General features: G+C 70.1%; 15 protein-coding genes. 10 read left to right on the forward strand and 5 right to left on the reverse strand.

The genetic code is table 11. The features are described 5' to 3' along the window. Nucleotides 1–27: 27 nt before the first annotated feature. On the reverse strand, nt 28–459 hold the full coding sequence (locus tag MTE01_RS10210; protein ID WP_307723127.1) for a MarR family winged helix-turn-helix transcriptional regulator: 432 nt from the start codon (nt 457–459) through the stop codon (nt 28–30). A gap of 111 nt (nt 460–570) precedes the next feature. Between MTE01_RS10210 and idi the strand changes: the two genes are divergently transcribed. Genes idi through MTE01_RS10245 form a run of 7 tightly spaced genes read left to right on the forward strand, consistent with a single transcriptional unit; the run spans nt 571 to nt 6164 of the window. After that, on the forward strand, nt 571–1122 hold the full coding sequence (gene idi / locus MTE01_RS10215; protein WP_141377314.1) for an isopentenyl-diphosphate Delta-isomerase: 552 nt from the start codon (nt 571–573) through the stop codon (nt 1120–1122). Next, on the forward strand, nt 1119–2186 hold the full coding sequence (locus tag MTE01_RS10220; protein ID WP_141377316.1) for a polyprenyl synthetase family protein: 1068 nt from the start codon (nt 1119–1121) through the stop codon (nt 2184–2186). Before idi ends, MTE01_RS10220 begins: the two co-directional genes overlap by 4 nt. Further along, nucleotides 2183–3052: a phytoene/squalene synthase family protein gene (locus tag MTE01_RS10225; protein WP_141377318.1), complete on the forward strand. Its 870-nt coding sequence runs from the start codon at nt 2183–2185 to the stop codon at nt 3050–3052. Before MTE01_RS10220 ends, MTE01_RS10225 begins: the two co-directional genes overlap by 4 nt. Beyond that, a complete protein-coding gene (gene crtI, locus MTE01_RS10230; RefSeq protein ID WP_141377320.1) occupies nt 3049–4605 on the forward strand; it encodes a phytoene desaturase family protein in 1557 nt (518 codons plus the stop codon). The genes MTE01_RS10225 and crtI overlap by 4 nt, the downstream gene beginning before the upstream one ends. A gap of 1 nt (nt 4606) precedes the next feature. Beyond that, nucleotides 4607–4963 (forward strand): lycopene cyclase domain-containing protein, encoded by a 357-nt coding sequence (locus MTE01_RS10235; RefSeq protein WP_141377322.1) that lies wholly within the window; start codon nt 4607–4609, stop codon nt 4961–4963. Further along, a complete protein-coding gene (locus tag MTE01_RS10240; protein ID WP_141377324.1) occupies nt 4960–5274 on the forward strand; it encodes a lycopene cyclase domain-containing protein in 315 nt (104 codons plus the stop codon). The genes MTE01_RS10235 and MTE01_RS10240 overlap by 4 nt, the downstream gene beginning before the upstream one ends. Next, nucleotides 5271–6164: a prenyltransferase gene (locus tag MTE01_RS10245; RefSeq protein ID WP_141377326.1), complete on the forward strand. Its 894-nt coding sequence runs from the start codon at nt 5271–5273 to the stop codon at nt 6162–6164. Before MTE01_RS10240 ends, MTE01_RS10245 begins: the two co-directional genes overlap by 4 nt. 719 nt (nt 6165–6883) lie before the next feature. On the opposite strand, the gene MTE01_RS10250 is transcribed toward MTE01_RS10245, so the two are convergent. Continuing rightward, nucleotides 6884–9829 (reverse strand): UPF0182 family membrane protein, encoded by a 2946-nt coding sequence (locus tag MTE01_RS10250; protein WP_103210875.1) that lies wholly within the window; start codon nt 9827–9829, stop codon nt 6884–6886. A 48-nt stretch (nt 9830–9877) separates the two neighbouring features. Next, nucleotides 9878–11005, reverse strand: coding sequence for a YlbL family protein (locus MTE01_RS10255; RefSeq protein WP_141377328.1), 1128 nt, complete (start codon nt 11003–11005; stop codon nt 9878–9880). 126 nt (nt 11006–11131) lie between these two features. On the opposite strand from MTE01_RS10255, the gene MTE01_RS10260 reads away from it, so the two are divergent. Further along, nucleotides 11132–12619: a zinc-dependent metalloprotease gene (locus MTE01_RS10260; RefSeq protein ID WP_371861611.1), complete on the forward strand. Its 1488-nt coding sequence runs from the start codon at nt 11132–11134 to the stop codon at nt 12617–12619. 824 nt (nt 12620–13443) lie between these two features. On the opposite strand, the gene MTE01_RS10265 is transcribed toward MTE01_RS10260, so the two are convergent. Together MTE01_RS10265 and nudC are read right to left on the reverse strand one after the other, a co-directional pair. Then, nucleotides 13444–15195, reverse strand: a complete 1752-nt coding sequence (locus tag MTE01_RS10265) for an ATP-dependent helicase (RefSeq protein WP_141377330.1) — start codon at nt 15193–15195, stop codon at nt 13444–13446. Beyond that, complete coding sequence (gene nudC / locus MTE01_RS10270; RefSeq protein ID WP_141377332.1) at nt 15192–16103, reverse strand: NAD(+) diphosphatase; 912 nt, start codon at nt 16101–16103, stop codon at nt 15192–15194. The genes MTE01_RS10265 and nudC overlap by 4 nt, the downstream gene beginning before the upstream one ends. 105 nt (nt 16104–16208) lie before the next feature. Here nudC and MTE01_RS10275 point away from each other — a divergent pair, with 105 nt between their 5' ends. Both MTE01_RS10275 and MTE01_RS10280 read left to right on the forward strand, forming a co-directional pair. Then, nucleotides 16209–17705, forward strand: coding sequence for a phosphotransferase (locus tag MTE01_RS10275; RefSeq protein WP_141377334.1), 1497 nt, complete (start codon nt 16209–16211; stop codon nt 17703–17705). A 208-nt stretch (nt 17706–17913) separates the two neighbouring features. Then, on the forward strand, nt 17914–18330 hold the full coding sequence (locus MTE01_RS10280) for a hypothetical protein (RefSeq protein ID WP_141377336.1): 417 nt from the start codon (nt 17914–17916) through the stop codon (nt 18328–18330). The last annotated feature ends 32 nt before the right edge of the window (nt 18331–18362 follow it).

Consider the following 18362-nt stretch of genomic DNA (forward strand, 5'->3'; position numbering starts at 1 on the left):
ACCCCGGGGGCCTTACGGCTTCGCCGGTCAGTCTTCGGTGGTGATGGACTCCGTGAGCGAGTCCATGAACGCCACGATGGTGTCGAGCTCGCCGTCGTCGAAGCGCTCGGCGACATCGCGCATGGCGCCCAGGTGCACGCCGAAGTGCTGGAAGAACTCGCGGCGGGACTTGTCGGTCAGCACGACCACGCGGGCCCGCCCGTCCGAGGGGTGCGGCAGACGCTCGAGATGGCCAGAGGCGACGAGGCGGTCGATGAGCTTGGTGGTCGACGCGGTCGAGATGCGCAGGTGGGTCGCCACGTCGTGCGGGCTGACCATCTGACCGCGGTGCTCGCGGATGGTGAGCATGCGCAGCGTCGCGAGGTCGCTGGCATTCATGTCCATCTCGCCCTTCATGCCCGAGTGCATGCGGTCGAGGGCGTCGCTGAGGGTCTGGACGGCGCGTAAAGTGTGGGTCACGGCGGGCCTTGTACCAGAGGCCGACACGGCTTTCGTCACGGTGGACACCCCCTTTCGGCGTCGGTATAGTCAAGCCTACATCGCTAGCTAAACTAGCAAACGGGAGGCACGATGAGCGAGACCGAATATGTCGTCCTCCTGGACGACTTCGGCAACGAGATCGGCACGGCGCCCAAGGCTACCGTGCACGACACAGAGACACCTCTGCACCTGGCATTCTCGTGCCACGTGGTCAACTCGGCGGGCGAAGTGCTCGTCACGCGTCGCGCCCTGCACAAGAAGACGTGGCCCGGCGTCTGGACCAACTCGTTCTGCGGCCACCCCGGCCCCTCCGAAGCCTCGCTCTCGGCGGTGCACCGCCGCGCCGAGCACGAGGTCGGCCTGGTCATCCGCGACCTCGAGCTGGCCCTGCCGAACTTCCGCTACCGCGCCGTCGACGCCAGCGGCATCGTCGAACACGAGATCTGCCCCGTGTACATCGCCCGCGCCGACGTCGACCCCGAGCCCAACCCCGACGAGGTCGCCGAGTACCGCTGGGTCGACCCGCTCGAGCTCGCCGCATCTCTCGAGTCGACGCCGTGGGCGTTCAGCCCCTGGCTCGTCCTGCAGGCGCAGCAGCTGCACCTCTTCCAGACCCCTCACACAGTGAGGCGCGCCTCATGATCAGTCTCGAATCCACCCCCGTCGCCCGTCAGGGCATCGACCGCGAGATCGACGGGGCGCTCTCGCGCCTTCAGCGGCGCGCCACCACCCTGGGCGACGGCGCCCGGTACCTGGCATCCGCCATCCGTCGGGCGACCGAAGGCGGAAAACGCTTCCGTCCCCTGCTCGTCGTCTCGGCATTCGAGACGCTCTACGGCGACGACGAACACCGCATCGGCGTGTACCAGGTCGCCGCGGCCTTCGAACTGCTGCACACGGCGTTCGTCATCCACGACGACGTGATCGACCACGACACCGAACGCCGCGGCGTGCCCAACATCGGCGGAGAGTTCCGCCAGCGGGGGCTCCTGAAGGGGGCGGATGCCGACGGCTCGGCCCTGCTCGGAGACGCTGCCGCGATCCTCGCCGGTGACCTGCTGCTGCACGAGGCCGGACGCATGATCGCCCTCGCGCAGCTCCCCGACCGCATGCGCCAGCCGCTGCTCGAAATGCTCGACGACGCCGTGCTCATCTCGGCGATGGGCGAGCTCTCGGACGTCGAGCACGCCGTCTCGTCGGGCGAGATCGACTCCGAGGCGGTGCTGCGCACCACGCGCGACAAGACCGCCGCGTACTCGTTCTCGGCACCGCTGCAGGCCGGAGCCCTCATCGCCGGAGCCCCGAGCCCCTCGATCTACGCGCTCGAGCGATTCGGCCAGCGCCTCGGACTCGCCTACCAGCTGGTGGACGACCTCATCGGCGCCTTCGGTTCGTCGGCGGTGTCGGGCAAAGAAGAGGGCTGCGACCTGCGCGAGGCGAAGAAGACGCACCTCATCTCGCTCGCCCGCAAGACACCGAAGTGGCCCGAGGTCAGCGAAGCGCTCGCCCAGGCCCACACCGGTCCGATCGCCGTGCGCGCCGCCCAAGAGGCCCTCTCCGAGTCGGGCGCCCGCGCCGAACTCGAATGCCTCATCCTCGACACGCTCGAAGAGGCCCTCATCATCGTCGACTCCTCGACGGTGCCGGCCGCGTGCCAGGAGATGCTGCGCGACCTCGTGAAAGCCGTGCAGGAGCGCATTCCGTGAGTCATGCGCCCACGGGCCTCGAGCTGTACTCCCAGACCGCGGATGACGCCGCCGCCGCGGTGATCAACCGCTACTCCACTTCGTTCGGTATCGCCGCGCGCCTGCTCGGGCCCCGCCCGCGCCCGCACGTGCGCAATATCTACGCCCTCGTGCGGGTGGCCGACGAGATCGTCGACGGACCCGCCCACGACGCGGGGCTCAGTCCCGAGCGGGAACGCGCGGTGCTCGACGGCCTCGAGAACGAGGTTCGGGATGCCATCGCTACCGGCTTCAGCGCCAACCTCGTCGTCCACGCCTTCGCCCGGACGGCGCGCGAGTGCGGCATCACCGACGAACTCATCGCCCCGTTCTTCGCGTCGATGCGCACCGACCTCGACACCGCCGAGCACGACGACCTCTCGCACGACGCCTATGTCTACGGCTCGGCCGAGGTCGTCGGGCTCATGTGCCTGCAGGTGTTCCTCAACGCCGGGATGTCGGCGCCCGCCCGACCCGCCGCCGACCTCGTCGACGGCGCACGGCGCCTGGGCGCGGCGTTCCAAGACGTGAACTTCCTGCGCGACCTCGCCGACGACGCCGACCGCCTCGGCCGCGACTACCTCGACGGCGCGGCCGACGACGAACGCCGAGTGGCCGTTCTCGACCGCATCGACGCCGACCTCGCCGCCGCGGCATCCGTCATCCCCCACCTGCCGCCCGACTGCCGCGCCGCCGTCACCACGGCGCACGACCTGTTCGCGGAGCTCTCGCGCCGTCTCCGCTCCTCCCCCGCCGGCGCTCCGCGCGTCCGCGTTCCCGACGGTGTCAAAGCCACCCTCGCCGCCCGCGCCCTTCTGGGCCGCCCCCCGAAAGGTTCACGCTCATGAGCGCCCAGCGCATCGTCGTCGTCGGAGGCGGGATCGCCGGCCTTGGTACCGCAGCCCTGCTGGCCGACCGCGGACACGACGTCCACCTCTTCGAAGCGCGTGACGCCCTCGGTGGGCGCGCGGGATCGTGGGAGAAAGACGGCTTCCGCTTCGACACCGGCCCCAGCTGGTACCTCATGCCCGAGGTGTTCGATCACTTCTTCCGCCTGCTCGGCACGAGCGCCGCCGAACAGCTCGACCTCGTGCGTCTCGACCCCGCGTACCGCGTCTACGGCCCTCCCGGAAAGGGCGAGCCGATCGACATCGTGTCGGGTCGCGAGGCCGTTCGCGCGCTGTTCGAGAAGCACGAGCCCGGCTCGGGCGACAACATCGACGCCTACCTCGACTCCGCGAAAGACGCCTACGAGCTGTCGACGTCGAAGTTCCTCTACGACCCGTACTCGTCGACCAAGGGCCTCCGCGACCCCGCGCTCGTGAAACGCCTGCCCACGCTCATCCCCCTGCTCACCCGCACGCTGTGGAAGCGCGTCACCACCGACTTCAAGAACACCCGCCTGCAGCAGATCCTCGCCTACCCCGCGGTGTTCCTCGGCGGATCGCCTTTCGAGGTGCCCAGCCTGTACCACCTGATGAGCCACCTCGACCTGGGCGACGGCGTGCTCTACCCCAAGGGCGGAATGACCGAGATCATCACCGCGATCGAGAAGCTCGCGCGCGAGCGCGGCGTCACGATCGAGACCTCGGCACCCGTCGAGGCGATCATCACCGAGTCGGGCACCGCGCGCGGCGTGCGACTCGCCGACGGCCGGATCTTCGCAGCGGATGCCGTGGTCTCGGGCGCCGACCTGCACCACACCGAGAACGAGCTGCTCGAAGAGAAGGACCGCCAGTACCCCGAGAAGTGGTGGAAGGACAAGGTGCCCAGCCCCGGTGCCCTGCTGCTTCTGCTCGGTGTGAAGGGCGAGCTGCCGCAGCTCACCCACCACACGCTGCTGTTCACCGACGACTGGCACACCAACTTCGACGCGATCTTCGGCGAGAACAAGAAGATCCCCGACCCCGCGTCGATCTACATCTGCCGCCCCAGCGCCTCAGACGACTCCGTCGCGCCCGAGGGACACGAGAACCTGTTCGTCCTCGTCCCCGTGCCCGCCGACCCCGACAGCGGCCGCGGAGGCGTCTCGGGCGCCGGCGACGAGCGGATCGAGAAGGCCGCGGATCGCGTCATCGCGCAGATCGGCGAGTGGACCGGCATCCCGGATCTGGCCGAGCGGATCGTCGTGCGCAAGACCATCGCGCCCGAGGACTTCAAAGAAGACCTGCACGCCTGGCACGGCAACTCGCTGGGACTTGCGCACACGCTCAACCAGAGCGCGATCTTCCGCCCCAAGAACCGCTCGCGCAAGGTCGACAACCTCTACTACGCCGGCACCTCGGTGCTGCCGGGTATCGGCCTGCCCATGTGCCTCATCTCGGCCGAGCTCGTGGTCAAGCGCCTGACGGGCGACACCACCGCCGGGCCCCTGGCGGAACCCGCGCGCGCGGCGGTCTGAGGTGCCGGGGATCTACCTGGGCGCGATCCTCTTCTCGCTGATCGGCATGATGCTGATCGACGGGAAGTACTCGCTCGCGCTGCGGGTCGCTCCTCTCCGCACCACGATGGCGGTTCTGGGCGGGACGGTGTTCTTCCTCGCGTGGGACCTCGTCGGCATCGCCACGGGCGTGTTCGTGAAGGGCGAGAGCCCGCTGTTCGTCGGCGTGATGCTCGCCCCGCACCTGCCGCTCGAAGAGCTCTTCTTCCTGCTGTTCCTGAGCTACCTCGCCGTCGTGATGTTCGCCGTGTTCGAGCGGCGCGCCGCCGCCCGGGCTCGCCGCACCGACGCCCCGGCGGTCGAGAGGCGGTCCGCGTGACCTACCCGCTCATCGTGCTGCCGTTCGTCGTCGTCACCCTCCTCGTCACCCTCGCGACGCTCCGGAGGCCGCGGTTCCGTCAGCGGATGGCATCCTCCGCTCTCACCGCACTCGTGTTGGTCGGCCTGACGCTCGTGTTCGACAACCTCATGATCGCCGTCGACCTGTTCTCGTATCCTCAAGAGCACCTCAGCGGCCTGAAACTCGGGCTCGCCCCCATCGAAGACTTCGCCTACCCCCTGTGCGCGGCGTTCCTCGTGCCGGCGCTGCTCACCCTCTTCGCTCCCCTGCCCTCGAAGGACACCGCATGACCGCCCCCGCCGCCCTCACCCCCGGCCGCGTGCTGCGGGAGCTCTTCGTGTCGTCGCGACCGGTCAGTTGGATCAACACCGCCTTCCCCTTCGCTGCCGCCTACCTGCTGACCACGCGGACGATCGATGTGCCGCTGATCATCGGCATCCTGTTCTTCCTCGTTCCCTACAACCTCGCGATGTACGGCGTGAACGACGTGTTCGACTACGAATCCGACCTGCGGAACCCTCGCAAGGGCGGCACGCACGGCGCCGTGCTCGACAAGCGGATGCACACGATCACGCTGTGGGCCTCGGCGCTGACCTGCCTGCCGTTCGTCGTGTACCTCGTGGTGATCGGGTCGCCGCTGTCGTGGCTCGTGCTGGCGCTGAGCCTGTTCTTCGTCGTGTTCTACTCGGCGCCGCCGCTGCGACTCAAGGAGCGGCCGTTCGCCGACTCGATGACGAGCAGCATCCACTTCTTCTCACCCGCCGTGTACGGGCTCGTACTGGCCGGGGCGGTGTGGACGCCGCAGCTCGTGTTCGTGCTGGTGGCCTTCGCGCTGTGGGGCGTCGCCTCGCACGCTTTCGGTGCCGTGCAGGACGTCGAGGCCGACCGTGCCGCCGACATCTCGTCGATCGCGACCGCCCGCGGGGCCCGTTGGACCGTGCGCTTCGCCCTCGTCGCGTACGCCCTCGCCGGGGTGGCCATGCTGTTCACCGCGTGGCCCGGACCGCTGGCCGCCGTACTGGTGGTGCCGTATCTCGTCGTCTGCTGGCCGTACCGCAACGTCACGGACGCCGACAGCGACCGCGCAACCGCCGGTTGGAACCGCTTCCTGTGGCTGAATCAGATCGCCGGCTTCGGCACGACGATGCTGCTGATCTGGTGGTGGTTCCTGACCGCGTGAGCGGGGGCGCGGGGGCGCGGGGGCGCGGGGGCGCGGGGCGCGTGAGCGGGGGCGCGGGCGCGGGGGCGGGCGCGGGCGGCGGGGCGGCGGGGCGGTGTGGTGTGCGCGAGGGCGGTGCGGTCCGCACGGCGGGCGGGCGCCGGCATCCGGTTTTCCCCCGTTGAGTGTCCAAAACACCCGGACGAATTTCGAAACCGTCCGGGTGTTTTGGACACTCAGCAGCGATCACGCGGGGTGCGCGGCGGCACGGTGCACGGTGCACGGTGCGGGCGGGATGCCGGCACCCCGGCGTTGAGTGTCCAAGACACGCCGGGTGCGGGGCGAGGCATGCGGCGTGTCCTGGACAGTAACCGAGGCGGTACCCGGAGGACTCCCGGGCGGCGGGATTCGCACGGCGGGCGAGCGCCGGCATCCGGTGTTCCCCCCGTTGAGTGTCCAAAACACCCGGACGAAATCTGAAACAGTCCGGGTGTTTTGGACACTCAACAGCGATCACGCGGGGTGCGCGACGGCACGGTCGCGGGCACGGCGCGGGACCGGATGCCGGCACCCCGGCGATGAGTGTCCAAGACACGCCGCGTGCGGGGCGAGGCATACGGCGTGTTTTGGACACTCAACCGAGCGACGACTGCGGGACGCCCGCGCAATGCGCGGGGCCTGCGCGAAACGACGACGCCCGCGCCCCGCGAAGATGCGGGACGCGGGCGTCGAGGGGTCGGTCAGCCGGCGGGCGTGGCCGAGGGGGCGGGGGTCGGCGAGGTGGTCGCCGTACCGCCCTGGCCCTGCGACTCGAGGTCGAGCAGGCGTTGGACGGCCGCGGTAAGACGGGCGTCCTGCGTGGCGAACCCGGCGAGGTCACCGCTCGTGAGGGCCGCCTGTCGCGCGGTCAACGCATCGCGTGCCTCCTGCAGCGCCGCGGCGTAGTCGCCGGTCGGCGCCGGGGTGCCCGACGATCCGCCCGTGCCGCTGTTCTGATCGGTCGGGGTGACGGTCTCGTCTCCGGTATTGGCTCCGGAATCACCGCCGAACAGGGTGTCGAGCGCTTCACTCAGCGTGTTCTCGAACGCGATCTTGTTGCCGAAGGCCACAAGCACACGTCGGAGCTGCGGGAGCTTGGTGTCACCCGACGACTGCACGTACACGGGCTGCACGTACAGCAGACCGCCACCCACCGGGAGGGTCAGCAGGTTGCCGTTGAGCACCTGCGACTGCCCCTGTTTCAAGATGTTGATCTGCGACGACACGTTCGTATCGGAGTCGAAGGTGTTCTGCACCTGGCCGGGGCCGGGAACCGTGGTCGACGCGTCAATCACGAGCATGCGGAGCTTGCCGTAGTCGTCGCGTTTGACGCCTTGCTGACCACCCGCGTCGGAGTCGACGGCGAGATAGCCCGTCAGAACGTTTCTGGCCTGACCGCCCTGAGATGCCGGGATGAAGCTCGTGAACATCGAGTACGTCGGGTCTTGCTGACTCGGCATCTTCATCGTCAGGTAGTAGGGCGGCTGGAAGGTCGCCGGGTCCTGCGGGTCGTTCGGCGTGGTCCACCGGTTGTCCTGACGGTAGAACGACGTCGCATCGTCGACGTGGTAGACGCCAAGCATCGAGCGCTGAACCTTCATCAGGTCGGTCGGGTAGCGCACGTGGCTCATCAGGTCGGCCGACATCTCGGACCACGGCTTGACCGTCGACGGGTAGATGTTCTGCCACGCCTGGAGCAGCGGGTCCTGGTCGTCCCACGCGTAGAGCGTCACCGAGCCGTCGTAGGCGTCGACCGTGGCCTTGACCGAGTTGCGGATGTAGTTGATGTCATCCAGCGCGTAGGTCGGGGCCGGGTTGTTCGAGTCGGCGATCGCGCGCGAGAGCGAGACGCCGGACGAGTACGGGTAGTTCGCGCTCGTCGTGTAGCCGTCGATGACCCACTTGATGCGTCCGTCGACGACCGTGGGGTACGGGTCGCTGTCGAGCGTCAGGTACGGTGCGACCTTCTGCACGCGGTCTTTGGGGTTGCGGTCATAGAGGATCTGCGAGTCGGCGTTGACGCTGTCGGAGAACAGGATCTGCTCGGACTGGAACTTCAGCGCGTAGATGAGGCGATTGAACACGTTGCCGACGCTCGGTCCGCCGTTGCCGGTGAAGGTCGTGCGGGTCTCGGTGCCGCCGTCCGCACCCAGCGGGTAGTCGAGCTCGATCGGATCGGTGCTCTCGGGCGCGCCGACGATCGAGTACTGCGGCGAGCTCTCGCCGAAGTACACGCGCGGCTCGTACTTCAGATCGGTGAGGAAGCCCGTGCCCGGGATCGCCTGCTCGAGGAAGACCGGGTCGCCGTCGGCGGTGCGCTCGTTACCGGCGGCGGCGACCATGCCGTAGCCGTGGGTGTAGACGAGAGTCGTGTTCTGCCACGAGGCCGCGTCGCCGAGCTGACCGATGTTGAGCTCGCGCAGCGACACCACCGTGTCTTGCGTCTGGCCGTTGATCGTGTAGCGGTCGACGTCGAGGGGGGTTTTGAACTGGTAGTAGGCGCGGTACTGCTCGAGCTGACGCACGGTCGGCCCGATGATCGCGGGGTCCATGATGCGCAGCTGCGCGGTGGACTCGGCATCGTTGCGCAGCTGACCCGCCTGCGCGGTCGTCGTCGCCTGGAAGTTCTCTTTCTCGATGTTGTCGAGGCCGTAGGCGGCCTTCGTCCCGTCGAGGTTGCGCTGGTAGTACTGGCTCTCGAGGGCGAGTTCGTTCGGGCGCACCTGGAAAGTGGTCACGGCCCACGGGATGGCCGCTCCGACGACGATCGCCGAGACGACGAGCAGCGCGGTACCGATCAGCGGGTAGCGCCAGCGGCCGAGGAACGCGGTGACGAAGAACGCGAGCGCGACGATGACGGCCGCGATCGCGAGGATCGTCTGGCCGGGGATGACGGCGTTGGTGCCGACGTAGCCGGGGCCGGTGATGCGCTCCGACGGCTCGACGAGCGTCCGGAAGCGGTCGAGCCACAGGCTCGCACCCTGCAGGAGCAGGTAGAGACCGGCGAGGATCGCGAGCTGGATGCGCGCGGCCTTCGAGATGCGCAGCTCTCGCTGCCCCACCCGCACCGAGCCGTAGAGGTACGAGACCACACCGGTGAGCAGGAGGCACACCAGCACCACCGCGGACGCGAACCCGAGGGCGGCCGCGTAGAACGGCATCCCGAACAGGTAGAAACCGGTGTCGAGACCGAACTGCGGGTCGGTGGTGGAGGTGGAGACGCCGTTGAACCACAGCCACGTGGTCTCCCACTGGGCGGAGGCCGCGAAGCCGGCGAAGAAGCCGAAGAAGATCGGAATGCCCCACATCGCGAGGCGCCGCAGCGGCTCGACGACCTCCTGGTAGCGGTCGAGCTGCGAGCTCAGACGCGCGTACACCGGACGAAGCCGGTAAGCGAGCTGGATGACGCCCCACACGGGCACCGCCATCGCGAGGAAGCCCACCACGAACATCACGCTGCGGCCGATCCACTGGGTGGTCAGCACGGTGGTGAAGCCCAGCTGGTCGAACCACAGCCAGTCGGAGTACAGGTTCGCGAAGACGAAGAACGCCACGACGAGCGCCGCGATCACCGCCAGAGTGATCGAGATGATCCGTCGAGAGCGGTTAGCGGGCGTGGCCTGATTCGGCGCCGAGGTCGTGGTCACCCGTCCATCCTAGGCGCGCCCTGCCGGGGGTTCGCCGTGAAAGGACGATCACGAAGTACACGTCGGCAGGGCGTCGAGATCGCCCCCGTCGCGGATGGTCTCGAGCACGGTGAGCGACTGCTTCAGCGTGGAGGTCGAGAACACCCGGATGCCGTCGGGAACGTGTCCCACGACCTCGTTGCAGTTCGCCTCGGGGGCGAGGAACCAGGTGGCCCCGGCATCTCGCGCTCCGTAGAGCTTCTGACGGATGCCGCCGATCGGGCCCACGTTTCCGTCGGCGTCGATCGTGCCGGTGCCGGCGATGTGCTGACCCCCGGTGAGGTCGCCGGGCGACATCTTGTCGATGATCCCGAGCGCGAACATCATGCCGGCACTGGGACCGCCGACATCGTTGAGCTGGATCTTCACATCGACGGGGAGGTCGAACGTCATCATCAGCCCCACGCCCAGCAGGTACTGCGCCTGGCCGTCCACCTCGGTCTGCCGGGGAGTGATCTGGACCGTGGATGCCGTGCCGTCGCGCTCGTAACCGACGGTGACCGCCTGACCGGCGGCCTTCTGCACCGCGGCGCGAACGTCGTCGATGCTCGAGACGGCGGTCCCGTCGACCGAGGTGAGGACGTCGTTCTGCTGCAGCTTGTCTTTCGCGGCTCCGGAATCGTCGATCGTGCCGACCGCGATCTGCTGAGGAACGTCGTAACCGAGCTCTCGGAGGGCAGCCGCACTCGCCTCGAGCTGCGAGTCGGTCATGAGGGCGGCGTTCTCGGTGTTGCGCTGCTCGGTGCTCTGCCCCGCGGGGAAGATGCGGTCGATCGGCACGACCGCCCGAGAGCGGTCGAACCAGGCCGAGGCGAGCTCGATCCACGAGGGGGTGTGCTCGCGGTTACCGCTGACCTGCACGGTGAGCAGGTCGAGCTGACCGGTGCTCGTGGAGTCCTTCTCGTCACCCTCGGGGACCGAGATGAGCGGGACCTGCTGGCCGTCTGCGGAGGCCGTGGTGCCGAGCGTGTTGTACACCGGGCCCGGCTGCTGGATGACGTAGGCCGAGGGCAGGAACGTCATGACGAACAGCACGATCACCGCGACCGTGAGGGACCAGACACCTACGACGGTGCCGCGCCGCCACCGCTGGCGCGGGGCGGGCACGACGGAGACGTTCTCATCGAACAGGGTCACGGTCTCAATCCTTTGCCGGGTCGTTCGCGCGCGGCGTAAGCGGCGCGATGCCGAGCCGACTGATGCGGGGAAGCGTGCGACTAGCGTAGAACCCGTTCCCCCAGACCTGGCTGAAAGGCGGCTCACGTGGCAGACGACAACCCCGGCGGCGACCGGAGCCCCGAGGACGAGTTCCAGGAACTCATGCGCCGTCTCATGTCGGGAGATGTCAGTGGCATCGACCCCGAGCAGCTCTCACGACTGTCGGGCATGCAGATCGACCCCGCGATGCTGCAGGCCGTCATGAACCAGCTGCAGGGCGCCTTCGCCGGCACCCAGGAGGGCGTGGACTGGAGCCTGGCCGAGCGCCAGGCCCTGCACATCGCCAACCAGGACGGTCTCGGCGTGACCACCGGTCAGCGCACCGACCTCGACCAGGCCTTCACCCTCGCGGCTCTGTGGTTGGGCGAGGCGACGTCGATCAGCGACCTGCCGCGCCCTCCGCGTGCCGTCACCCGCGGTGCCTGGGTGAGCGCGACCCTCCCCATCTGGCAGGAGCTCGCCGAACCCGTCGCCACGAGCATCGCCGACGCACTGACCGCGGCCCTCGGCCAGCAGGCCCCCGACGACATGCAGGACATGATCGCCGGAGCCGGTCGCCTGATGCGCACCGTCGGCGGTTCGCTCTTCGCCACCCAGCTCGGCCAGGTCGTCGGTCGACTGTCCACCGAAGTCGTGGGTGGCGGGGATGTCGGCATCCCGGTCATGCCCGACGGCGACGCGGCGATCCTGCCGCAGAACTTCGCCGACTTCGGTCGCGACCTCGAGATCCCCGACGATCAGCTGGCCCTGTACCTGGCCACGCGCGAGCTGGCGCACGCCCGCCTGTTCCGCCACGCGCGATGGCTGCGCCTGCACGTCATCTCGCAGGTGCGCGACTTCGCGCACGGCATCCGCGTCGACACCGACGCCCTCGAAGACCTCGCCTCGCGCTTCGACCCTTCGCAGCCCGAAGAACTGCGCGGCGCGCTCGAGAGCGGCGCCCTGCTGCCCGAGCGCTCCGAGGAGCAGACCGCGGCGCTGACGCGCCTCGAGAACCTGCTCGCGACGATCGAGGGCTGGGTCGACGTGGTGACCGAGGACGCCACCTCGCGCCTCCCCTCGGCCGCGCGCATCGCCGAGGCGGTCCGCCGCCGCCGCGCCGTCGGCGGCCCCGCCGAGCAGGCGCTCGGCTCGCTCGTGGGCCTCGAGCTGCGTCCCCGACGCATGCGCGAGGCCGCCGCGATGTGGCGCGCGGTCACCGACGCCGTGGGCGTCGACGGTCGCGACGGCCTCTGGGACTACCCCGACCTCATGCCGTCGTCGGAGGACATCGACGATCCCGCGGCGCTGATCGCCCGGCTGACCGCCGCCTCGCGCGGAGAAGCGGCACCGTCGGATGCGATGGACGACGCCCTCGCGCAGCTGCTGGCCGAGGAGGCCGACGGCGGGCGGCGCGACGGTGGTGCGGAGAGCGCGAGCCCGGATGCCGGAGCCCCGGATGACGGCTCGGATGGCGGCTCGCGCGGTCGGACGGATGGGCCGCGCGACGGCGACGATGACGCAGCGGCGCCGGGAGATCAGCGGCCGGTGTGAGCCTTTCGGCGGACTGCGGCTCGTCGTGTGGTCAGGCCTGTGTGGAGTGACGCCCGTGTCGTGGTGACGCCCGCGGGGAGGATGAGGCTCCTCCCCACGGGCGTTTCTCTGTTTTCGCCCTGGGGACAGCGGCCCCTGCGATCTTGCGCGACGCGATGATCGGGCGATGATCCGTCTCGACTCTGCCGCTCCCCCACTCTGGCGTCCCGACGGGAGCGTGCAGTTCGGCGCCCCCGCGGTGGCCGTCTCGCCCTTCACCGGTTCACGGGTCGACGTTGTCGTCGCCGCGCTCGCGGAGGGCACGAACCCCACCGCGGTCCGGGGCCTCGCCCGTGTGCACGGGGCCGAGGACGGGGAGGCCGACGAACTGCTCGCGGCAGTGGCCCCGGCGTTGGCGCGCAGGGCCCGGCATCCGCCCCTCGCTCTTCAAGTCGACGACGACCTGCCCCCGCGCGCGGCTCGCGCCGTGCTGGCGGCATTGCCTCCGCGCACCCGGGTCCTTCCCTGGGCGGGGGCGGCCACCGAGAGCGTCGCCCCGGGCACGCGAGTGGTCCTGCTGGCCGCGCACCGCGTCGATCCGCGACGGGCAGCGCCGCTCGTCCGCGATGACGTGACACACGCCCCGCTCGTGCTCGACGGGTCGAGCGCCCGGATCGGACCGGTGGTCGTGCCGGGACGGACGGCGTGCCTCGCGTGCCTCGACGCGGATCAGCGGCGCGACGACCCGGACTGGGCGACGGTCGCCGCGCAGCTGGTGGGCCGACCGCGCCCCGAGGTCGACGTGGCGCTGGCGGCCGAGGCCGGACGCGCGGCGCGGTTTCTGCTCAGCGCTCCGATCGGCCAGACGACGCGATCGCTGCGCCTGCGCGCCGACTCGTTCCGGCGGGCCTGGGCGCTGCATCGGCCGAGCGCAGACTGCCGCTGCCGATCTCTCGAAGAAAGCGCGATGGAGACCGCTCCATCCGTCCTCGACCCCGCGCCCAGCTCACCGACAGGGTTCGCGCGGCCCGCGTGACGCCCACGTATGCCAGGCGACGCTCTTCGTCGACCGCCTCGAACGTCTTCGCGTACGAGATCGGCAGCAGCCCTTCGCTGAATCCCACGAGGTACACGTGATCCCACTCCAGCCCCTTCGCCGCGTGCAGCGTCGCGAGCGTCACCGTGCGCGTCGTCGGCTCGTGCTGATCGCGCGCGCGTGCCTGCAGGTCGTCGGTGAAGGCGCGCAGGTCGGTGCCCGCGGGCGCTTCTTCCGCCAAGCGCAGGATGGCGGCTCGCGCTTCCCACGCTTCGCGCAGCGCACCGCCCGCCTCGGGAGGGTCGTCGGTGAGCCCGACACTGCGGAGCACGTCGCGGACGGTCGGAAGGAACCCGGTCTCGAGCGGCGCCACCGACGCCGCGCGAAGCGCCATGAGCGCCTGTCGCACCTCGGGGAGATCGAAGAACTTGCGGCCCCCCAAGACGGACGCTGCGACTCCGACCGAGGCGAGCGCCGAGATCAGACCAGCCGACTGCGCATGCGAGCGATAGAGCACCGCGATGTCGTGAGGATCGACGCCGCGCGAAAGCGCGTCGCGGATCGAGCGGGCGACCGCGGCAGCCTCTTCTTCGTCGTCGTCGAAAGCGCGCACGGTCGGTATCGGCGTGTCGTCATCGCTCGCCGCCACGAGTTCGAGCGCCCCGGCTCGGCCGCGCATGAGATCGTTGGCGACAGCGAGGACGGGAGCCGTGGAGCGGTAGTTGCGCTCCAGACGAACGACGCGCGCGTCCTCGTGCGTGCGCTCGAAGTCGAGCAGGTAGCGCGCGTCGGCGCCGGTGAACGAGTAGACCGTCTGGCTCGCGTCGCCGACCACGCACAGGTCGCGGCGATCGCCCAGCCAGAGCTCGAGCAGGCGGTTCTGGAGAGGCGAGACGTCCTGGTATTCGTCGACGGTGAAATGCCGGTACTGCTCGCGCACGGCCGCGGCGACCCGCGGCTCGGCCTCGATCATGCCGGCGCAGGTCAGCAGGACGTCTTCGAAGTCCATCTGCCGACGCTCGTCCTTGAGCTTCTCGTACGCGCGCTGCAGGGCGACGACCTGGTCGACGCTCAGACGACCGACACCCTCGGGGCGATCCGCCGCGTATTGCTCGATCGAACGGAGCGTCACCTTGCGCCACTCGATCGCCGACGCCACGTCGCGCAGGGTCGCCGTGTCGGGGGCGAGCCCCACGCCGTCGGCCGCGTGGGCGAGCATGCGCACCTTGTTGTCGATGATCGACGGGGCTTGGTCACCGGCGAGCGTCGGCCAGAAGAAGTTGACCTGCGCGAGAGCGGCGGCGTGGAAGGTGCGGGCGGAGACCCCCGCGACGCCGAGGGCGCGCAGACGTCCGCGCATCTCCCCCGCGGCCTTGGCGGTGAATGTCACCGCCATCACGCGCTGCGGCGAATAGGCGCCCGTGTCGACGCCGTGCGCGATGCGACGTGTGATCACACGCGTCTTGCCCGTACCCGCACCCGCGAGCACGCAGACGGGACCGCGGAGGGCGCGCGCGGCCTCCAGCTGGTGCTCGTCGAGTCCCTCGAGGGGCGCGGTCACGCGACACCCCGGTACCAGTCGTCGATCAGACGACGGGCGATGGATGCCGGGCCCGGAAGCATCGCTGAGCCCTCGCCGCGGAGAGCGGCGCCGATCTCGTCGCGGTTGAACCAGCGCACCTCGACGATCTCCTCACCGTCGGCCTGCGCCTCGTGGTCGTCGACGACCGCCGCGCGGAAACCCAGCATGAGAGACCGCGGATACGGCCACGCCTGCGAGCCGCGATACGCGATGTCGCGCAGACGCACCCCGGCTTCTTCGCCGACCTCGCGAGCGACGGCATCTTCGAGCGACTCCCCGGCCTCGGCGAACCCGGCGAAACACGAGTATCGGTCGCCGCCCCACGCGGCGTTGGCGCCGAGCAGGATTCGGTCATCGCTCGTTGCGGAGGTCACGAGCACGATCACCGCAGGGTCGGTGCGCGGGAAGTGCTGCCGCCCGCAGACGGGGCAGTGGCGCGACCAACCGGCATGGCGCACCTCCGTCGCCGAGCCGCACGCGGGACAGAAAGCGGCATCGCGCAACCACCCCGCCAAGGCGACGGCGGTGGTGAGCAGTTCGGCTTCGCCGTCGGGCAGATCGCCTCCGGCCGCGCGAAGCGGCACCCCGTCGGCATCCGGGACGAGGTCGTCGGGGGCGTCGTCGGCGAGGGCCGCGAGGACGACCGCGGTGTGCTCGGGGGTGCGACCGAGGAACGCCCACTCCTGGACGTGGTCGTCGGCGATCCGCGCGCGAGAAACGAGGACGAGGCGGCCGTCTCTGAGGGGTGCGACATCTCGACGGATGGCGAGGACCACGGTGCGGGGCTCCGACAAGACGCGCTCGAGCAATGTCTCGTCGCCGCGTTCACCGCCCGCGCGGTCGACGGTCAACGGGACCTCGGATGGCGAAGACGCGGAACGCGGCATCGAACACCTCTCTGACGGTGGTGCGGGTGGCGGTCGGCGGCCCGACCTGCTCGGTGAAGGGCGTGGCGCGAGCCGGTGGAGGAAGGCCCGACCTACCCTGGGGGCATGGCACGCTCGCCCCTCATTTTAGCCGCGTCGGCGACAACGGCCCTGCCCGGCGCAGCCTTCTCGAACGTCAGCGCCCTGACCGAGAACGCCGCCGGGCGCTTCGACGCCGCGCTGGCCCGCACCGCCGACGGACGCGAGGTCGTCATCCGCATGCCCGCCGGCGAAGAGGGTGCTCCCGACCTCGCCGCGGAGTCCCGCGCGCTGCACGCGCTGACGGCGGGCGTTCGAGCGCTCCTCCCTTTCGCCGTGCCGGAGGTGATCGGCGAGAGCGGTTCCGGGGCGCAGCGTGTGCTCATCGTCGACCGCATCGAGGGATACCGCATCGACCCGGCCCACCTGCCCAAAGGTCCCGGGTACGCCCCGGCGATCGGCGGCGCACTGGCCGCTGTGCACGCCCTTCCCGTGTCGATCGTCCGGACCGACGGACTGCCGGTGCGCTCGCCCGATCAGGTTCGCGACGACGTCAAACGACTTCTCGACCGCGCGGACGCCACCGGCCGCGTCAGCGACGACCTCATGCTGCGCTGGCGCCGCGCCCTCGACGTCGACGAGCTGTGGCGCTTCGAATCGGCGGTCGTCCTGGGCGGTGCGACGAGTTCGTCGATCCTGCTCGCCGACGACGCCGACGAGATCCCTCACGTGGTCGGCATCCTGGACTGGGCCGGCCTGAGCGTCGGCGACCCTGCCGTCGACCTGCGCTGGCTGGCATCCGCCCCCCTCGCCGCCGACGACGTCCACGCCGGATACGCCGCCGCCGGCGATCGCTCCCCCGATCCACTGCTGCGCGAGCGCGCCCGGCTCTACGCGGAGCTCGAGTTCGCCCGCTGGCTCGTGCACGGTCACGACGCCGGCGAGACCGACGTCGTCGCCGATGCCGTCGCCCTGCTCGATGCCCTGGCCGACGGAGTGCGCGGGGACCACATCGTGCCGGACTCGCGTAGCGACATCGACGACGCGATGGCCCTCGTCGAAAGCGTCCCCCCGGTCTCGGCCCCGGCCGCCGTCGACACCTCGATGCAGACCGACGCCTACGATCCCGAAGCGCTGTCGTTGTACCTGTCCGCGGAGCGCGACCGCGTCATGGCTGCCGAGGCACTGGCTGAAGCCCTCGCGAACGCGAAGGAATCGGATGCCGACAGCGGCGCGATCCACGTCGACCGACTGCCCGTACCCGACAGCGTGGAGCCGGGCGAGACCGAGCCCCTCGACCTCGACGGGTGGTCCGGCACGACTCCCGAGGCCCAGAAGGATCGTGGCCAGGGTCCCGCGTTGAGCGGCGACACCGACGCGACCTCGCTGTGGTCCCGCTCTGCCGTGTCGGCTGACCCTTCCGGGACGGCCGTGCGCGAAGAAGGCTCCTCGGGTGACGACGCGACGGGATCCGACACCCCGGGCGACTCCGATCCCGCCGCGCCTATCGACGACGAAGAGGACGCCGCTCGCGCGAGCCGCGCCGCGCTGCGTCGCTGGGGTGTCTCCGGCGACGGGTCCTGACGAGCATCACGGCTTCGCCGTCGCCGCTCCCTCGGGTTCGTCGCGGCATCCGCCTTTGCCGGCGCGGCCCGCTACCCCGAACCCCTCATCCCGCCCCCTCCGCGGTGAAGAGCCGGCCCGGGCACCGGTGCGCCGCTCACCGGCGTGCGGCGCGAGGCGGGGCGTGCGAGGCCGGAGCTCGACGGACCACACGCGATAGCCTGTGCACATGCTGTTCCGGCCATCCAAAGAGGCTCCCCCGCCCCTGCCCGCGGGTGTCGAGGCGGGCCTGTACAAGCTCCGCCTGCCGGAGCGTCCACGCGAGCTCGTCGGCTACCTGTCCGTGCGCCCCTTCCACGCGTACGAGGTGGACGGCCCGTGGTGGCGGAAGCGGCTCGTCCGACCGACGCTGATCGGTGATTGCCACGTGGACTTCGTCGATCTCGATGTCCGACGAACCTGGCCGGACGCTTCCCACCGGAACGACATCAAGGAAGGGCCGGTCTTCGAAGCGGAGGGCTTCGACGAACTCGATCAGGGGCGGTTCACTCTGCACGGCGTGGCGTTCTCCACCGTCAAAGTCGACCCGACCGACAGCCCGAACGAGTACCGCGCTCACTTCCGTTTCGTCGACGTCGCGCGCTAACCGCCGCGAGCCGCCGAGCCGGTGAGAGGCCG

Origin of the sequence: Microbacterium testaceum (assembly GCF_006539145.1) — a bacterium.
Taxonomy (GTDB): Bacteria; Actinomycetota; Actinomycetes; order Actinomycetales; family Microbacteriaceae; genus Microbacterium; species Microbacterium testaceum.

What these genes read in the sequence shown, in the direction of transcription:
- idi (WP_141377314.1), top strand. Translation starts at nt 571, where the DNA reads ATGAGCGAGACCGAATATGTCGTCCTCCTGGACGACTTCGGCAACGAG.
- MTE01_RS10220 (WP_141377316.1), top strand. Translation starts at nt 1,119, where the DNA reads ATGATCAGTCTCGAATCCACCCCCGTCGCCCGTCAGGGCATCGACCGC.
- crtI (WP_141377320.1), top strand. Translation starts at nt 3,049, where the DNA reads ATGAGCGCCCAGCGCATCGTCGTCGTCGGAGGCGGGATCGCCGGCCTT.
- MTE01_RS10245 (WP_141377326.1), top strand. Translation starts at nt 5,271, where the DNA reads ATGACCGCCCCCGCCGCCCTCACCCCCGGCCGCGTGCTGCGGGAGCTC.
- nudC (WP_141377332.1), bottom strand. Translation starts at nt 16,103, where the DNA reads ATGCCGCGTTCCGCGTCTTCGCCATCCGAGGTCCCGTTGACCGTCGAC.
- MTE01_RS10275 (WP_141377334.1), top strand. Translation starts at nt 16,209, where the DNA reads ATGGCACGCTCGCCCCTCATTTTAGCCGCGTCGGCGACAACGGCCCTG.
- MTE01_RS10280 (WP_141377336.1), top strand. Translation starts at nt 17,914, where the DNA reads ATGCTGTTCCGGCCATCCAAAGAGGCTCCCCCGCCCCTGCCCGCGGGT.